Annotated in this window: 18 protein-coding genes and 1 tRNA gene; all 19 read left to right on the forward strand. The window is 43.0% G+C overall.

Going from position 1 to position 15490, the window contains the following annotated elements; genetic code table 11:
• Nucleotide 1 precedes the first annotated feature (1 nt).
• The 19 genes from B880_RS24495 (at nucleotide 2) to B880_RS0101150 (ending at nucleotide 15464) form a co-directional block, all read left to right on the forward strand.
• A complete protein-coding gene (locus tag B880_RS24495) occupies nucleotides 2-274 on the forward strand; it encodes a FliM/FliN family flagellar motor C-terminal domain-containing protein (RefSeq protein ID WP_017345537.1) in 273 nt (90 codons plus the stop codon).
• A 13-nt stretch (nucleotides 275-287) separates the two neighbouring features.
• Nucleotides 288-899, forward strand: a complete 612-nt coding sequence (sctR, locus tag B880_RS0101070) for a type III secretion system export apparatus subunit SctR (RefSeq protein ID WP_036645071.1) — start codon at nucleotides 288-290, stop codon at nucleotides 897-899.
• A gap of 1 nt (nucleotide 900) precedes the next feature.
• Entirely contained in the window at nucleotides 901-1155 is a 255-nt protein-coding gene (gene sctS / locus B880_RS0101075) for a type III secretion system export apparatus subunit SctS (RefSeq protein WP_017345539.1), read from the forward strand.
• Between the two features lie 62 nt (nucleotides 1156-1217).
• Nucleotides 1218-1952 carry a flagellar biosynthetic protein FliR gene (locus tag B880_RS0101080; RefSeq protein WP_192841062.1) on the forward strand — a complete coding sequence of 245 codons (735 nt, stop codon included), beginning with the start codon at nucleotides 1218-1220 and terminating at the stop codon, nucleotides 1950-1952.
• 2 nt (nucleotides 1953-1954) lie between these two features.
• Nucleotides 1955-2428: an EscU/YscU/HrcU family type III secretion system export apparatus switch protein gene (locus tag B880_RS27205; RefSeq protein WP_026042348.1), complete on the forward strand. Its 474-nt coding sequence runs from the start codon at nucleotides 1955-1957 to the stop codon at nucleotides 2426-2428.
• A 19-nt stretch (nucleotides 2429-2447) separates the two neighbouring features.
• Entirely contained in the window at nucleotides 2448-3032 is a 585-nt protein-coding gene (locus B880_RS27210) for an EscU/YscU/HrcU family type III secretion system export apparatus switch protein (protein WP_272947528.1), read from the forward strand.
• A gap of 13 nt (nucleotides 3033-3045) precedes the next feature.
• Complete coding sequence (locus B880_RS26520; protein WP_157060483.1) at nucleotides 3046-3288, forward strand: hypothetical protein; 243 nt, start codon at nucleotides 3046-3048, stop codon at nucleotides 3286-3288.
• 70 nt (nucleotides 3289-3358) lie between these two features.
• On the forward strand, nucleotides 3359-3616 hold the full coding sequence (locus tag B880_RS0101100) for a hypothetical protein (RefSeq protein ID WP_017345542.1): 258 nt from the start codon (nucleotides 3359-3361) through the stop codon (nucleotides 3614-3616).
• A gap of 64 nt (nucleotides 3617-3680) precedes the next feature.
• A complete protein-coding gene (locus B880_RS0101105; protein ID WP_017345543.1) occupies nucleotides 3681-5687 on the forward strand; it encodes a secretin N-terminal domain-containing protein in 2007 nt (668 codons plus the stop codon).
• Nucleotides 5688-5869: 182 nt separating this feature from the next.
• On the forward strand, nucleotides 5870-6748 hold the full coding sequence (locus B880_RS0101110) for a sigma 54-interacting transcriptional regulator (RefSeq protein WP_017345544.1): 879 nt from the start codon (nucleotides 5870-5872) through the stop codon (nucleotides 6746-6748).
• 2 nt (nucleotides 6749-6750) lie between these two features.
• Nucleotides 6751-7347: a hypothetical protein gene (locus B880_RS26525; RefSeq protein WP_157060484.1), complete on the forward strand. Its 597-nt coding sequence runs from the start codon at nucleotides 6751-6753 to the stop codon at nucleotides 7345-7347.
• Nucleotides 7348-7477: 130 nt separating this feature from the next.
• On the forward strand, nucleotides 7478-8563 hold the full coding sequence (gene mltB / locus B880_RS0101115) for a lytic murein transglycosylase B (protein ID WP_026042350.1): 1086 nt from the start codon (nucleotides 7478-7480) through the stop codon (nucleotides 8561-8563).
• 29 nt (nucleotides 8564-8592) lie between these two features.
• A complete protein-coding gene (tam, locus tag B880_RS0101120) occupies nucleotides 8593-9369 on the forward strand; it encodes a trans-aconitate 2-methyltransferase (protein WP_026042351.1) in 777 nt (258 codons plus the stop codon).
• Nucleotides 9370-9475: 106 nt separating this feature from the next.
• Complete coding sequence (gene pncC, locus B880_RS0101125) at nucleotides 9476-9970, forward strand: nicotinamide-nucleotide amidase (protein ID WP_017345547.1); 495 nt, start codon at nucleotides 9476-9478, stop codon at nucleotides 9968-9970.
• 95 nt (nucleotides 9971-10065) lie between these two features.
• A complete protein-coding gene (gene recA, locus B880_RS0101130; protein ID WP_017345548.1) occupies nucleotides 10066-11139 on the forward strand; it encodes a recombinase RecA in 1074 nt (357 codons plus the stop codon).
• 111 nt (nucleotides 11140-11250) lie between these two features.
• Nucleotides 11251-11763 carry a regulatory protein RecX gene (locus B880_RS0101135; RefSeq protein ID WP_017345549.1) on the forward strand — a complete coding sequence of 171 codons (513 nt, stop codon included), beginning with the start codon at nucleotides 11251-11253 and terminating at the stop codon, nucleotides 11761-11763.
• A 133-nt stretch (nucleotides 11764-11896) separates the two neighbouring features.
• Nucleotides 11897-14524: an alanine--tRNA ligase gene (gene alaS, locus B880_RS0101140; RefSeq protein WP_017345550.1), complete on the forward strand. Its 2628-nt coding sequence runs from the start codon at nucleotides 11897-11899 to the stop codon at nucleotides 14522-14524.
• 245 nt (nucleotides 14525-14769) lie between these two features.
• Nucleotides 14770-14955: a carbon storage regulator CsrA gene (gene csrA, locus B880_RS0101145; RefSeq protein ID WP_004155916.1), complete on the forward strand. Its 186-nt coding sequence runs from the start codon at nucleotides 14770-14772 to the stop codon at nucleotides 14953-14955.
• A gap of 416 nt (nucleotides 14956-15371) precedes the next feature.
• Nucleotides 15372-15464, forward strand: a tRNA-Ser gene (locus B880_RS0101150).
• Nucleotides 15465-15490: the final 26 nt, after the last annotated feature.

Below are 15490 nucleotides of genomic sequence, written 5' to 3' on the forward strand. Positions count from 1 at the left end.
AATGGGTAAGCTTGAACTTTCAAATATTAATATAACGCTCACCATAAGATATGGGAAAGTGTGTTTATCACTTAAGGAATTGAGTGAGTTAAGTGAAGGGAGCATTATTAAACTTTGCAACTCTAATCCATCGCAAGCGACGCTGTGGCATGAAGATCGCTATCTTGGTACTGGTGAACTTGTAGAGAGTAATATCGGCATAGGATTTCTAATTACAAGTTTGGGTTTTGATGTAGATACTTTTAATAATGATGATATCGATGGATCTCAATAACCCTTTATTCCTGATGGGAGTTGTTGCTTTTGCATCACTCATTCCAATTGTGGTATTAACCTGTACTTGCTATCTGAAAATTGTAATTATATTAATTTTGACTCGTAATGCAATGGGAGTACAGCAAGTTCCACCTAACATGGCTCTTTATGCTATAGGGCTTATTGCGACATTATTCATTATGGCACCCACATTAGAAAAAATGTATAACTACACAGATGGTTTTACTGAAAATGAAAGAATAACAGAAGAAGGACTAAATCTATTCATTTCACCTTTAAGGTTGTTTATGCAAAAGAATACTGATCTCGATGTTATTTCGCAAGTTATATCGTCTTCTGAGAAAATATGGCCTGTTGAATATACCGATAAAATGGATAGGGATAATCTTATTATTCTTGTGCCTTCCTTTATGATGTCTGAGCTACAACGCGCTTTTAAAGTTGGCTTCCTGATTTTTTTACCATTTTTGGTCATTGATTTAATCGTTTCTGCAGTATTACTGGCATTAGGGATGCAAATGGTTTCACCAATGACAGTCTCGCTACCACTAAAAATACTTTTATTTATTATGGTTGATGGTTGGGCAGCTCTTTTGGATGCAATATTTAATAGCTATCATTAATATGCAATTATTTGATCTTATATCAATGGGGTTGTGGTTAGTGGTTTCCTTATCACTACCAGTAATCTCTGTCACAGTCATCATCGGGATTGTTATATCTCTAATTCAGGCAATGATGCAAATTCAGGACCAGGCTTTACCTTTCTTCCTCAAACTGATCAGTGCATCATTAACTTTATACTATAGTGCATCCTGGTATAAGGAAGAACTTACAACATATACCAGAGAAATCCTTGAGTTTATTTCTTATCAATGAATGTTTTATATATCGATTTTGTTGAAATAGTTTCTGGGGAACTTTTATTTCTGGCGATAAGCATGGCAAGGGCCTATGCATTTATGGCATTTATTCCATGTTTCCTTTTTGGATTAATAAAGGGAAAGCTAAAAGTTTCATTAGTCATTTCTGTTGCTATTATTATAACTCCGTTAACAAAATTTAGCATAAGTGTAGATAATTTATCGATATATGATATTGCCAGTATAGTAATGGCAGAAATGATTAAAGGCGTTATTATAGGTGTTATGGTTTCTCTTCCTTTTTGGATTGTTGAGTCATGCGGTGGATTGATAGATAATCAACGAGGAACACTTATGGGAGGGCAAATCAATACCGCACTTGGTCAGGATGATTTTACTCCCTTAGGGTATTTCTTTAAAACCCTGCTTGGAATAACAATCATTATAAATTTTGGTTTTTATTTTATTCTGGATGTTTTGATGAGCAGTTATGGCATTTGGCCCATTGACAGAATTCTCCCTGATTTATCCTCACAAAAATTTGAAGAATGGTTACAATTCATAAAGCATTATCTTTCCATTATTATTCTTTACTCTGCTCCAATAGTGGTTGTATTGATGCTCATAGATTTAGCTAGTGGAATTTTGAATGTTTTAGCACCACAAGCACAGGTGAATATGATAGCAATTCCGATTAAATGTCTTGTGGGTATATTTATAGTGATAATTATGCTTTTTATATATCGTGATTTAATGAGCGAGATTTTTGTAGATGTTGCTAAGGTTATAAAATCTTTTGTCGGAGGTGAGTAATAGTGGCAGAGAAGAATAAGAAAGCAACCCCGCATAAGTTGAAAGAAGCCAAAAGAAAAGGGCAGGTAGCACAAAGTCAGGATCTCTATAAGATAGTGATTTTTATAATGCTAACCGAGTGTGTCTACCTTACTTCAGAATGGGTCATGGGTGATCTTTTACTCATGTTATATGAGACGATCTCATATAACGTTGTTGATAACGAAAGTTTTTCATCTTCGTTATTTAATATCTCAATTATCACAGTTGTTAAGATCATAGCCATTACACTTTCGTTAGTTATTATTCTACGTATTAGTTGTGCATGGATGCAATTTGGACCACTTTTCTCTACTCACTCAATTTCACCAAAGATGAGTAATGTTGATCCTTTCAAGCAGATTAAAAATACATTGTCTGCTAAGCAGTTGACTATGCTTTTGCTCAATGTCATTAGGATGATGATTGTTGCTGTTATTATTTTTTTTATTATTTAAGGAAATTTTGAACAACCTCGTGACAGCGATTTATCATGATCTGAACGTTTTCCATTCTATCGTATTAGCAACACTAAAGAAATATACCAGAGCAATTAGCATTGTACTGTGTTTCATCGTATTGCTCGATATCCTTGTCCAGAAGTATTTTTTTATGAAGCAGCAACGTATGAGCCTTGATGATATTAAAAAGGAATATAAGCAAAATGAAGGCGACCCTTTGGTGAAAGGGCAACGTCGTTCATTAGCACAAGAATGGGCAAATGATAGCCCAGCACCGTCTGTGACACAAAAAAGTGATGTTGATAACATTGATGCATTGCTTACTAATCCGACTCATTATGCAGTTGGAATTTATTATCGTATCGGTATCACTGCTGTACCTGTTATTTCTGTTATTGCAGAATCTTTTGAAGCAGAAGAGTTAATCAAGTTTGCCAGGGAGAAAAAAATACCCGTGATCTGTAATGTTCAACTTACCAGACGACTTTTTTTTGAAAACCAGGTAGGAGACTCTATCCCCAATATTTACTTGCGTGATATTGCAATGATTTATCGTCAGTTAACAGAAACCAATGCTAATAAGATAATACAACCTGTATGAGAAGAGGTAAATAATGAGTTCAAACTCTGTTGGCTCGGTCAAACGTATTGATGAAGTACTCAATGAATCATTCAATACAGCTTATGAAAATATAAATTCTGCTCTAGCTGCGAGGCGTGATAATCCGCTTTCTCCTTCAGCGGCAGTTGATTTTCAATTTGCACTGTTAAATGCCAGTAACACATTTAACGCTCGATCAGGATATTCAGGAATGAATTTTACTTTACAGAAAAAAATACTTGAGTCTATAAATTGATCGAGTGATGAACTTTTTTATTTCTAAAGTCACTATCTTAGGGATTTATAAACACTAATATGAGGTAAAAATGAACCCATTTGGAATGTTAACCAATGCTCTTGGTGGCTTAGCGGGACTTGCAGGTCTGCCGAGTAGTATGGCTTCAGTTGGTCAAAATGCTATGACAAACAATATGGCTGAAGGAGCGATTAGTGGTATTCAAACATGGTCTATGATAAAAGGCGTTGAAAATGCCGCCAAAGGTGCAATCAACGGTGCAACAAATGCTAGCATAAATACTATGAACAGTTTCTCCAGCAAGGCTGCAAACTGGTCAATTAACTAAGCCTATCCCTGCCATTTTTTTTGGCAGGGACAGGAATAATGTGCACTTTCAATGACAAATATTTATGAGAAAATTATATCATTTAGCCTTTTCTATAGTAATGGCATTTATTCCTGTTTCTTATTCAAAGGCCAACATTCCCTCTAACTGGAAGCTCGGTGAATATTACTATAAAAGTCATAACCAATCTCTTGAAGATATGTTAAGCAATGCTGCCAGAAGCTATAATGTCAGAACTTCCTTCGATGATATTCCCAATAAAATAATACACAAAAACTTCCAGGTAAATAATTTTATTAGTTTACTTGAGAGAGTTGAAATTGAATTCGATCTAGACTGGTTCTACTATAATGACACTCTTTACTTTAGCAATAAAAGTGATCGTGTAAAACAAGATGTATCCGTAACTAAATCAAGCTTGTTTGAGTTATCTAATCATCTTGATAGCTTAGGGTTGAAAAATAAAAAATTTGGTTGGGAGTATATTTCCGATAGTGAGACGCTTCGCCTTTCTGGTCCGGAGCAGTATGTTAATTTGATTATTGGCTTTATCGGTTCAGGACAAATACTTGCTCAACATGATGAATATGTTCCTATGGTATTTGAGTTAAAGTATGCTTCTGCGTCTGACCGTAAAATGAGTTTTAGGCAGCAAAACTCTGTCATTCCGGGCGTTGCTACATTGCTAAAAAAAATAACGGGTGATATATCACCATTACTTTCCTCTGAACTCCCGGTTCATCCTTCATTAAATAATAACGACCATGTGGAAACAGCAGAGATTAGTGAGTTTTTGAATGGCAGTGTTGATGCTTTAGACGATACGGTAGCTATTCAGGATAAAGTGATTAAAAGATTCTTTAATTCGAATTCCGCTAACAAGACTACATCAGGTAAACGGGTTCGTGTAGCTGAAGATGTGGCAAGAAATAGCATTATTATTTATGATAACATTAAAAGACGCTCTTATTACCAATCTCTTATTAACCGGCTCGATCGTCCACAGAAAATGTTTGAAATTAACGCCATGATTATTGAGGTTAATGAAAGCGTTTCTCAGGATTTTGGTGCTGACTTGGCCATTTTCACAGATGGGAAACATTTTTTTTCGGGAGGAAATACCACGTCAAAAAAAATTTCCATTAGCAATGGAAAAGATTTTTTTGCTAAAATTAAAGCTTACCAGGATAAAGGTCTGATAAAGCTAACGGCGAATACCTCGGTGCTCACTATTGAAAATAGCCCAGCAATTATTGATTTCAGTAAAACCTTATATCTACCAGTGCACGGTGAACGTGTTGCAAGTTTTCTGCCTGTAGTAAGCGGTACGAGTTTAAGGGTTACACCACGTGAATTGGGCTTTGCTTCCCCCAGAACTATCCAATTGTCAGTCGACCTTGAAGACGGAGACGTTAATTTTGAGAACAATGGTTCTTCAGCAAGTAAAAAAGTGGCTGAAATAAAAACGCAAGCAACACTTCTGGAAAATCAGCCTTTGGTTCTTGGGGGGGTTAACTCAACAAGAATTGATAGTAGTACATCTAAAGTTCCTGTTTTAGGAGATGTTCCCTTAGCTGGTTTTTTATTTAAGCAAAAAACCAATCAAAAAAGTTTTAGTTATCGCTATTATATAATAACACCTAAAATAATTGGTGATCAGTCAACTGCGGATAAATTCAGGATCGTGGAAGGGAATTACTTGAATGCTTATATGAATAATAAGACCCACCTTATTAAAGCTCAATCAGAAAAGCGCACTAAAATTGAGTCTGTAATGGCAGAGTTTATGTATTCAAGAAAAATAACCTCCCTAAAAAGGTTGAATGACATTGAAAACAGGTCTAATCATTGCATACTCCCTCCTGGAGTGTCCTTTTTGAATGGCACAAGAGTTTTTTCCGATGGTGAAATAAAGTTAACTGTATACTCACTAACTAACAGTGGTAAGAGGAGAATTTATCTTGAGCGAATTAACTGCCCTTCCTCTAATGTACTGGCTGTATCTGCCTGGCCATTGAATCAGCTGTCTAAAGGAATGAGTTCAAATTTGTTCGTTTTCTCAAATAACTAACTTTTGTTGTTATCATCTAAAAATGAGTTTTTTATTATTTAATGAGTTGCTATTTAAAGACGAGGCTTGGAGGAAATTTATTTCCAGGATGGTATTTTAAGTTGGATGCTATGATTTCACCCATGGATTTATAGATCATTAAATGAATTTTTGTTAATTTTATTATTATTTTTGGTTGAGTGATGACTATTCAAAATCCATTAATTTCCTTCGACAACGAAGAGCTCAAACACGCATTATACTCGTCGTATCATGATATCCTTATTCAGGGTGAAACGGGTACTGGTAAGGATACGCTTGCCTATAACATCTATAAGCAACAACAATTTAAGGGAGACTTCGTGGCTGTTAATGCGGCAGCTATTCCTGACACACTAATTGAAAGTGAGCTCTTTGGTACTGTTGCTGGAGCCTATACTGGCGCAACAAATAGTCGGGTTGGGTATGTTGAAGCAGCACATGATGGCATTCTTTATCTGGATGAGATTGATAGTTTGCCCTTACACTTGCAAGTCAAATTATTGAGGGTAATTGAAACGCGTGCCTTACAACGCTTGGGTAGCACAAAAACATTACAACTTAACTTCAGGGTCATTGCATCATCTCAGCGTAATTTATTTAATCTTACTCAGAGTGGTTTATTTAGAGGGGATCTGTACTATCGCCTCATGACTTTGAAGGTTAACATACCTCCACTGAGAGAACGTGCTGAAACTATTTTGCCTATGTTCAAGGTTTTCCTTAAATCATCCTCTTGCATCAATGGGGTTCATCCTCCGAACATTACAGCTGAGGTTGAAGATGCTTTGCTGATGTATTCATGGCCAGGTAATATTCGGGAGCTAAAGTCCTGTGCAGATAGGTTTTCTTTAGGGTTGCCGATATTTTCACAACCGATTTCACCCACTGGAATAAAAAAACTAAAAGAAAGAGTAAGCGTTTTTGAACGGTCTGTCATAAACAGCTGCCTCGAAAAGTATGATGGTAATATGAAAGAGGTCGCTGAAGAATTGGCAGTTACTGTTCGGACTATTTATAATAAACTGCAAAGTCAAAAATAAAAATGACTAACGTATTAACCCAAAATAGCGTTCGTTTTTTTTTGTCACAAATACACTTATCATGGTTCGACTCAAGTGGAGATTGTCTTTATTTTCATGATGGTTGTGTTTGCTCTTGCAGAGAAGTGGCAATCTATTCGGATATCCTTGGTATCGATAGCTTATATTTAAATGAAGCCCCTCCTTTGGTCTCATCTTTATTTTCTCTTGAAGCTAATTGTAGGGGGCATTTTTATGCACTTTTATCGGAAGTTATCACTAAAGGAAGTGGTGTTAACGCGTTATCCTGTGAGGATGTGGTTTGGTGTGGCCGTTTGGGACGTTTCTACCCACAAATTAATAATTTGTTCACGCTTAATGACGTTTGTCACCCCGATAAGATTTTTCTTGATATTACATATCAACTTTATCCGCAAGAGTGGTTTTACTTCAGACTCCTTTTTGATAAAGAAATGAGTTTAAATATTAAAACTGCTCCTTTTTCAGCGATAGAGTCGATCGTTCTGCGTAAAGTTTTTACTCTTCTTCTTCGTCATGTCACTGAGATTTCGTGCCCTCACATCGAGGAAAACGGCCTTGTTGCCTCATCCTTAACATAACACATCGCAACTTTTTTCCATCGCTTCACATAAGTGATGGGGTAAACGCTTTTTTGTTTTGGCCTCTATACTTCCTTCATAGAAAGTTTAACATCAATACCCATATAATCTTCTGTTTTCTGGATGCGTGATGTACTTAAAGTTAACTCTTTTGTTGCCTGTACTTTTGCTGGCTGCTTGTAGCAGTAAGTCTCATCTGCAGGCCCGTGAGACGCCATCTTCTGTTGGTCAAGGAGGCTTTTTGCTCCAGCCTGATCAGAGTGCACAGGTACTCAATGGGGATTTCTCAGGTAACCCAGTAGCCGAACAGTTCATTGATATGATGGTATCGAAACACGGCTTTGACCGCACTCAGCTCCATGTTGTTATTGGTCAGGCTAAACGTCTTGATTATGTCCTGCGCTTAATGGATCAACAGGCACCTACCTACACTGGGCCGACCGGACCCAACGGTGCGTGGATACGCTATCGAAACAAGTTCATCACGCCTGCGAATGTACAAAACGGCGTTGCCTTCTGGAACCAATATCAAGATGTCTTACAGCGTGCAGAACAGCAATATGGTGTTCCCGCTGAAATTATCGTAGGCATTATTGGTGTAGAGACCCGCTGGGGCAGAGTCATGGGGAAAACCCGTATCCTTGATGCTCTGGCGACACTCTCTTTCAATTACCCACGCCGCGCTGCTTATTTCAGTGGAGAGCTTGAAACCTTCCTGCTGATGGCCCGCAGTGAACAGGATGATCCGCTTAATCTTCGTGGTTCCTTCGCCGGGGCAATGGGCTATGGCCAGTTCATGCCATCAGCCTATAAACAATATGCGGTTGACTTCAACGGAGATGGTCACATCAATCTGTGGGACCCAGAGGATGCGATCGGCAGTGTTGCTCACTATTTCCAGGCTCATGGCTGGAAAGCTGGGCAGGGTATCGCTGTGCCAGCCAGTGGACAGGCTCCGTTGCTTAATAATGGTTTTAACACGAGCTATACACCCTCCATGCTAGCTGCTTCGGGTCTGAGTGCCCTGGGGCCACTGGATGGGGCGAATCAAGTCAGCCTGCTAAGGCTTGATATGGGAACCAGCTATCAATATTGGTTCGGCTTACCGAATTTCTATGTCATCACTCGCTACAACCACAGCACACACTATGCAATGGCCGTATGGCAGCTCGGCGAAGCGGTAAGGCAGGCTCGACAGGGTGCTGTGTTTCAGTAGCATTGCTTTCATCCGTAGAGGCGTTAACTATGACTGACTGGGATCCCGTATTATATCGACAGTTTGAAGCAGAAAGGACGCGCCCGGCACTTGAGTTACTGGGTCGTATTCCTGTCACTCATCCTACTCGTGTAACTGATCTAGGTTGCGGCCCGGGGAATAGTACTGAACTGCTTCGTCAACATTGGCCCGATGCACAGATCATCGGGCTAGATAATTCTCCCGCAATGTTGGTGCAGGCCAGAGAACGCCTGCCAGATTGCTTTTTTGTCGAGTCAGATATTCAGCGTTGGCATCCGCAGTCCCCTCAGCAGATTATTTATGCGAATGCCTCTTTGCAGTGGGTGGAGAATCACAACCAGCTAATACCTCATCTCGTGCGCCAACTCGCTCCAGAAGGAGTGTTGGCCATTCAGATGCCAGATAACGTTAATGAACCTTCACATCGTTTAATGCGTGAAATTGCCGTTCGTGAGCCTTTTAGCCAGTTAATTCCTGCAGCTATAGTGGAAAGAAAGCAGGCGTTCAGTACCGAGCACTATTATGATCTTTTGACGCAAAACGGTTGTCAGGTCGATATTTGGCGTACCACTTATTTTCATGTGATGCCAACGGTAAGTGCGATTGTTGATTGGTTGCGATCTACCGGTTTGCGGCCGTTTTTGGCACAGCTAAATCAAGAGCAACAGAGGCTATTTCTTGATGCTTATTTATCTGAACTGAAAAATGCCTATCCTCAACGTGCTGATGGCCGTGTTTTATTGGCGTTCCCACGATTTTTCATCGTTGCCGTGAAATCTGTCTGAGTTTTCTGGAATCGGCACCGCACAATAGCGCGGTGCTTTTCATCCCACCTTGAAATAGTCTTAACACTCCCACATTTTATCTCTTCACCAGATTAGGGAGTCGTACATGGACGATCATCAGCTTATGGCATTAAGCCATCAGATTGGCCAACTGCTTAAACAGCATTCTGCCAGTGTAACGGTCGCGGAATCCTGCACCGGTGGGTGGTTAGCTAAAGTACTTACTGATATTAGCGGTAGCTCTGCCTGGTTTGAGCGCGGTTTTGTGACTTACAGTAATCAGGCCAAAGCTGAAATGCTAGGGGTACAAACAGCCACGCTGGAACGTTTTGGGGCCGTGAGTGAAGAAGTTGTGAAAGAGATGGCCAGAGGAGCACAGCAACAGGCTCAGGCACAGTATGCGATCTCAGTGAGTGGCATCGCAGGTCCTGACGGCGGGACGACAGGGAAACCGGTTGGTACAGTGTGGTTCGGTTTCGCACTGCCCGGCGGTAAGACGGTTGCTTATCGTCAATGTTTCAGCGGCGATCGTGAAGCTGTTCGTCGGCAGTCAGTATTTTGGGCGCTGAGTACATTGCACAGTGAATTTCTCAAAAATTAAACTTGATACTGTATGACCATACAGTATAATTGTGCGCAACAGAACGAGAGCAAGTACTTCAGGTGCGTGCAAACCCGGCATGATGAGGAACAGAAATGGCAATTGATGAAAACAAACAGAAGGCTTTAGCCGCTGCGCTGGGCCAGATTGAGAAACAATTTGGTAAAGGCTCTATCATGCGTCTAGGCGAAGACCGCTCTATGGACGTAGAGACCATTTCTACCGGTTCACTCTCTCTGGATATTGCATTAGGCGCTGGCGGTTTGCCGATGGGCCGTATCGTTGAGATTTATGGCCCGGAGTCTTCTGGTAAAACTACCCTGACGCTGCAGGTTATCGCTGCGGCACAGCGCAAGGGCAAGACCTGCGCATTTATCGATGCCGAACATGCGCTTGATCCGGTTTATGCGAAGAAGCTTGGGGTTGATATTGATAACCTGCTGTGTTCACAGCCTGATACCGGTGAACAAGCGCTTGAGATTTGTGATGCGCTGGCACGTTCCGGTGCGGTCGATGTTATTATCGTCGACTCCGTTGCAGCATTAACGCCAAAAGCTGAAATCGAAGGCGAAATCGGCGATTCTCATATGGGCCTGGCAGCTCGTATGATGAGCCAGGCGATGCGTAAACTGGCTGGTAACCTGAAGCAATCCAATACGTTGCTTATCTTCATCAACCAGATTCGTATGAAAATTGGTGTGATGTTCGGTAATCCAGAAACCACCACGGGTGGTAATGCCTTAAAATTCTACGCTTCTGTGCGTCTTGATATCCGCCGTATTGGCGCGATTAAAGAAGGCGACAACGTGGTCGGTAGTGAAACCCGCGTTAAAGTGGTGAAGAACAAGATCGCTGCACCGTTTAAACAAGCTGAATTCCAGATCATGTATGGCGAAGGAATCAATACTTTCGGCGAGCTGGTTGATTTAGGTGTTAAGCATAAACTGATTGAGAAAGCGGGTGCCTGGTATAGCTACAATGGCGATAAAATCGGCCAGGGTAAAGCTAACGCCGGTAACTTCTTGAAAGAAAACGCCGCAATTGCGAGTGAGATTGATCAGAAACTGCGTGATTTGCTGCTCAACAACCCAACGGGTGATACCGGTGCTGCTGATTTCTCTGCGGATGAGAACGAGGGTGCCGCGAGCGAAACCAACGAAGACTTTTGATTAATATGACGGGAGCAGGAAACTGCTCCCGTTTTGCTTTTCTTTCCCTGCACGTATTTCCCCGGTATGGTGTCGCCCGACACGTCCTCTACATTGCCAAAGAGTTTTTTCATGCCTCCATTATCAGACGCAGATAAAGCGGCGTTTACGCGTTTACTTAATAGCGCTATGTACATTCTGGCCCAACGCGATCATAGCTGTTATGAACTGCAACAAAAGCTACAGCTAGCAGAGCAGAGGCGAGCCAGAGGCGAACAACGCGATCCCGAGCTGTACAGCATCGAGCTGCTGCAAGCAGTAACGGATTACTGCCTTGAAAATGGTTGGCTAAATGAGCAACGTTTTATTGAACTGTTCATCAAAGGAAGATCGCGTAAAGGTTATGGCCCTCAACGCATTAAACAGGAATTGATGCTTAAAGGTATCTCGCGTCAGCTCGCCGATGAAGCGATGGCTGAATCAGATATCGACTGGCAGCAAGAAGCTTGTCAGATTGCTGAGCGCAAATTTGGTCTGCCATTACCAACCCGCTGGCCGGAGAAAGCAAAAGTGATGCGCTACTTGCAATCTCGCGGCTTCTATAGCGAAGATATCCAGTCAGTTTTCACAAATTTTGATGCCTGAAGGACGATGGGATTTTACTTCCCATTGAAGAAAATTTATCTTATTCCCACTTTTTGTTCCTCTTTCACTTGTATCCGCTTAGATCGTGATGCCAGAGAGACGGAACCTTCGTTAGCGTGATTCCAGGAAATTTATGAGCAAGAGCACTGCTGAGATCCGTCAAGCGTTTCTCGACTTTTTTCACAGCAAGGGACATCAGGTTGTAGATAGCAGTTCCCTTGTGCCGAATAACGACCCGACGTTACTGTTCACTAACGCTGGGATGAACCAGTTTAAAGACGTGTTCCTTGGTCAGGATAAGCGTAGCTACTCCCGTGCGACGACGTCTCAACGTTGCGTACGTGCTGGCGGTAAGCATAACGACCTGGAAAACGTTGGCTATACTGCGCGCCACCACACTTTCTTCGAAATGCTGGGTAACTTCAGCTTTGGCGATTACTTCAAGCAAGAAGCGATTGCTTTTGCCTGGGAGTTGCTGACAAGCCCGCAGTGGTTCAGTCTGCCGAAAGAGAAACTCTGGGTCACCGTCTACGCGTCAGATGATGAGGCTTACAATATCTGGGCCAACGAGATTGGTGTCCCACATGAGCGCATCATCCGCATCGGTGACAACAAAGGTGCACCGTACGCTTCAGATAACTTCTGGCAGATGGGTGATACTGGACCATGCGGTCCTTGCAGTGAAATTTTCTACGATCACGGCGATCACATCTGGGGTGGCCCTCCAGGTAGTCCGGAAGAAGATGGCGATCGTTACATTGAGATCTGGAATATCGTCTTCATGCAGTTCAACCGTCAAATCGACGGTACCATGTTGCCATTACCGAAGCCTTCAGTAGATACCGGCATGGGTCTCGAACGTATTTCGGCAGTATTGCAGCATGTGAATTCAAACTATGAGATCGATCTGTTTGAAAAACTGATTGCTGCGGTTGCTGCAGTAACAGGGGCTACCGATCTCAGCAATAAATCTCTGCGCGTTGTCGCTGACCACATTCGTTCTTGTGCCTTCTTGATTGCCGATGGCGTTATTCCGTCGAATGAAAACCGTGGCTATGTGCTGCGTCGTATCATTCGTCGTGCTGTGCGTCATGGCAATATGCTGGGCGCTAAAGAGGCATTCTTCTATAAACTGGTTGCCCCTCTGATTGAAGTCATGGGCAGCGCTGGGGATGAACTGCGTCGTCAGCAGGCTCAGGTAGAGAATGTACTGAAGTCAGAAGAAGAGCAGTTTGCCAAGACCCTTGAGCGTGGTCTGGCGCTGCTGGATGACGAACTCGCAAAATTACAGGGCGATACCCTGGACGGAGAGACTGTATTCCGTCTCTACGATACCTTCGGTTTCCCGGTCGATTTAACTGCGGATGTCTGCCGTGAGCGGGATCTGAAAATTGACGAAGCCGGCTTTGAAAAAGCCATGGAGCAGCAGCGTCAACGTGCGCGTGAAGCTAGTGGCTTCGGCACAGACTACAGCAACGTTATCCGTGTTGATGAGGCTTCTGCGTTTAAAGGCTACGAGCAGTTAGCGTTGACAGCTACAGTCACTGCACTTTACGTGAATGGGGCTGCTGTAGAATCTGTTAGCAGCGGTGATGAGGCGGTGGTCATTCTCGATGAAACACCATTCTACGGCGAATCCGGTGGACAGGTTGGCGACAGCGGTCTGTTGAGCGGTCAGGGTGTGTCATTTACCGTTTCAGATACGCAAAAGTACGGTAAAGCCGTCGGCCATATTGGTCATTTAACGGCGGGGCAGTTGCGCGTTGGCGATCGCCTTGAAGCACAGGTGGATGAAGAACGTCGAGCACGCATTCGTCTTAATCACTCTGCAACGCATTTGATGCACGAAGCGCTGCGTGAAGTATTAGGCCGTCATGTTGGGCAGAAAGGCTCATTGAACAATGATAAGTACCTGCGTTTTGACTTCTCTCATTCTGAAGCGGTGAAACCTCAGGAGATCCGCGCGGTCGAAGATATTGTGAATGCCCAGATTCGTCGTAATCTGTTGATTCAAACTGATGTCATGGATCTGGATGACGCTAAAGCGCTGGGTGCCACTGCACTGTTCGGTGAAAAATATGAACAGCGTGTGCGTGTTGTGACCATGGGTGACTTCTCAGTTGAGCTTTGTGGTGGTACACATGCCGCAAGAACTGGTGACATTGGTTTGTTCCGCATCTTGACCGAGTCAGGAACGGCTGCAGGCGTGCGTCGTATTGAAGCGTTGACCGGTGAAGCTGCAATTGCTCAACTTCACGCGCAAAGTGACCAGTTGTCAGAGATTGCGCAGGTGGTGAAAGCCAACAGCACAAACTTGAACGAGAAGGTTCGTACACTGGTGGACCATACTCGTGCGCTGGAAAAAGAGTTGCAACAACTGCGCGATCAGCAAGCTGCGCAGGAGAGTGCTAATCTGAGCAGTAAAGCGATTGATGTGAACGGGACGAAACTGCTGGTCAGTGAACTGGCTAACGTGGACCCGAAAATGCTACGCACCATGGTCGATGATCTGAAAAACCAGCTGAAATCCGCCATTATTGTTTTGGCGACGGTGGCAGAAGGTAAAGTGTCGTTGATCGCTGGTGTGACAAAAGACCTGACAGACAAGGTCAAAGCCGGTGAGCTGGTGGGCGATTTGGCCCAGCAGGTTGGCGGTAAAGGTGGTGGTAGACCAGATATGGCGCAAGCCGGGGGAACGGATACTGCAGCTCTTACGAACGCGCTGAAAGGCGTGGAAGCGTGGGTCAGTAGCCGACTGTAATGAAATAAAACAATGCATTGTGGAGAGTGCCGTCACAGGTGTCGGCACTTTCTAACACGATGTGCAACTGCTAATGATAAAGTCAGGTTGATGTAGTGTATTTCGGCTAAACTTACTATCAGCAGAATGTATTGGCGCCATAACGCGGGTTGCTGTATTTATCATAGTCAACGTTCGGTGTCGCATGATGGAGAATGCCGGGAAACCTACGGGCCCGACTCTTTTAATCTTTCAAGGAGCAAAGAATGCTTATTCTAACTCGTCGAGTTGGTGAAACCCTCATGATTGGCGATGAGGTGACTGTAACGGTGCTGGGAGTGAAGGGTAACCAGGTTCGCATTGGTGTGAATGCGCCGAAAGAGGTTTCTGTGCATCGTGAAGAAATCTACCAGCGCATTCAGGCTGAAAAAACTCAGCAAACGAGTTACTAACTCCCCCCTTTTTAGCGCCTCGTTTCTTAGCGAGGCGCTGCCTCTAATGCGTTCTTTCTTCTTCTGCTTGTCCTGCTTTTCGCTAACCCGGCTTCTTTTCATCCATTTTCCTCACTGCTTTTTATGCCGCTAGACGTCATTTTCTGTTTTTCAGGCTGTTTTTTTTCTCTCTATCGTTTGTCAGGCAGCGTTCTCGCTCGCTTTTTTTGATCTGAGATCATCGCTTAAAGGGGGCTTTTCCGTTGATAAATCACTCTTTTTGCCTTTAATCTGCTCAAATTGAGTGTCATTTGTGCAAACGAATAAAAAGGCGAAAAAATTTGTTTGACTTATAAGTACCAGAAAGTAATATGTGCGCCACGCAGTGCCGATGAGCAGAAACAAAGTTCAGAAGCACAGGCAGTAAGAAAGCGTAAGGTGAGGTGGCCGAGAGGCTGAAGGCGCTCCCCTGCTAAGGGAGTATGCGGTCAAAAGCTGCATCCGGGGTTCGAATCCCCGCCTCACCGCCATTTTCTCGATGCATCCATAGCTCAGC

Origin of the sequence: Pantoea sp. A4 (genome assembly GCF_000295955.2) — a bacterium.
Taxonomy (GTDB): Bacteria; Pseudomonadota; Gammaproteobacteria; order Enterobacterales; family Enterobacteriaceae; genus Pantoea; species Pantoea multigeneris.

Excerpts from the sequence above, each read along its gene's own strand:
- B880_RS0101105 (WP_017345543.1), top strand. The coding sequence starts at position 3,681 with ATGAGAAAATTATATCATTTAGCCTTTTCTATAGTAATGGCATTTATT.
- tam (WP_026042351.1), top strand. The coding sequence starts at position 8,593 with ATGACTGACTGGGATCCCGTATTATATCGACAGTTTGAAGCAGAAAGG.
- recA (WP_017345548.1), top strand. The coding sequence starts at position 10,066 with ATGGCAATTGATGAAAACAAACAGAAGGCTTTAGCCGCTGCGCTGGGC.
- B880_RS0101135 (WP_017345549.1), top strand. The coding sequence starts at position 11,251 with ATGCCTCCATTATCAGACGCAGATAAAGCGGCGTTTACGCGTTTACTT.
- csrA (WP_004155916.1), top strand. The coding sequence starts at position 14,770 with ATGCTTATTCTAACTCGTCGAGTTGGTGAAACCCTCATGATTGGCGAT.
- sctS (WP_017345539.1), top strand. The coding sequence starts at position 901 with ATGCAATTATTTGATCTTATATCAATGGGGTTGTGGTTAGTGGTTTCC.
- B880_RS0101100 (WP_017345542.1), top strand. The coding sequence starts at position 3,359 with ATGAACCCATTTGGAATGTTAACCAATGCTCTTGGTGGCTTAGCGGGA.
- pncC (WP_017345547.1), top strand. The coding sequence starts at position 9,476 with ATGGACGATCATCAGCTTATGGCATTAAGCCATCAGATTGGCCAACTG.
- mltB (WP_026042350.1), top strand. The coding sequence starts at position 7,478 with ATGTACTTAAAGTTAACTCTTTTGTTGCCTGTACTTTTGCTGGCTGCT.
- alaS (WP_017345550.1), top strand. The coding sequence starts at position 11,897 with ATGAGCAAGAGCACTGCTGAGATCCGTCAAGCGTTTCTCGACTTTTTT.
- sctR (WP_036645071.1), top strand. The coding sequence starts at position 288 with ATGGGAGTTGTTGCTTTTGCATCACTCATTCCAATTGTGGTATTAACC.
- B880_RS26520 (WP_157060483.1), top strand. The coding sequence starts at position 3,046 with ATGAGTTCAAACTCTGTTGGCTCGGTCAAACGTATTGATGAAGTACTC.
- B880_RS0101110 (WP_017345544.1), top strand. The coding sequence starts at position 5,870 with ATGACTATTCAAAATCCATTAATTTCCTTCGACAACGAAGAGCTCAAA.
- B880_RS26525 (WP_157060484.1), top strand. The coding sequence starts at position 6,751 with ATGACTAACGTATTAACCCAAAATAGCGTTCGTTTTTTTTTGTCACAA.
- B880_RS0101080 (WP_192841062.1), top strand. The coding sequence starts at position 1,218 with ATGGCAAGGGCCTATGCATTTATGGCATTTATTCCATGTTTCCTTTTT.
- B880_RS24495 (WP_017345537.1), top strand. The coding sequence starts at position 2 with ATGGGTAAGCTTGAACTTTCAAATATTAATATAACGCTCACCATAAGA.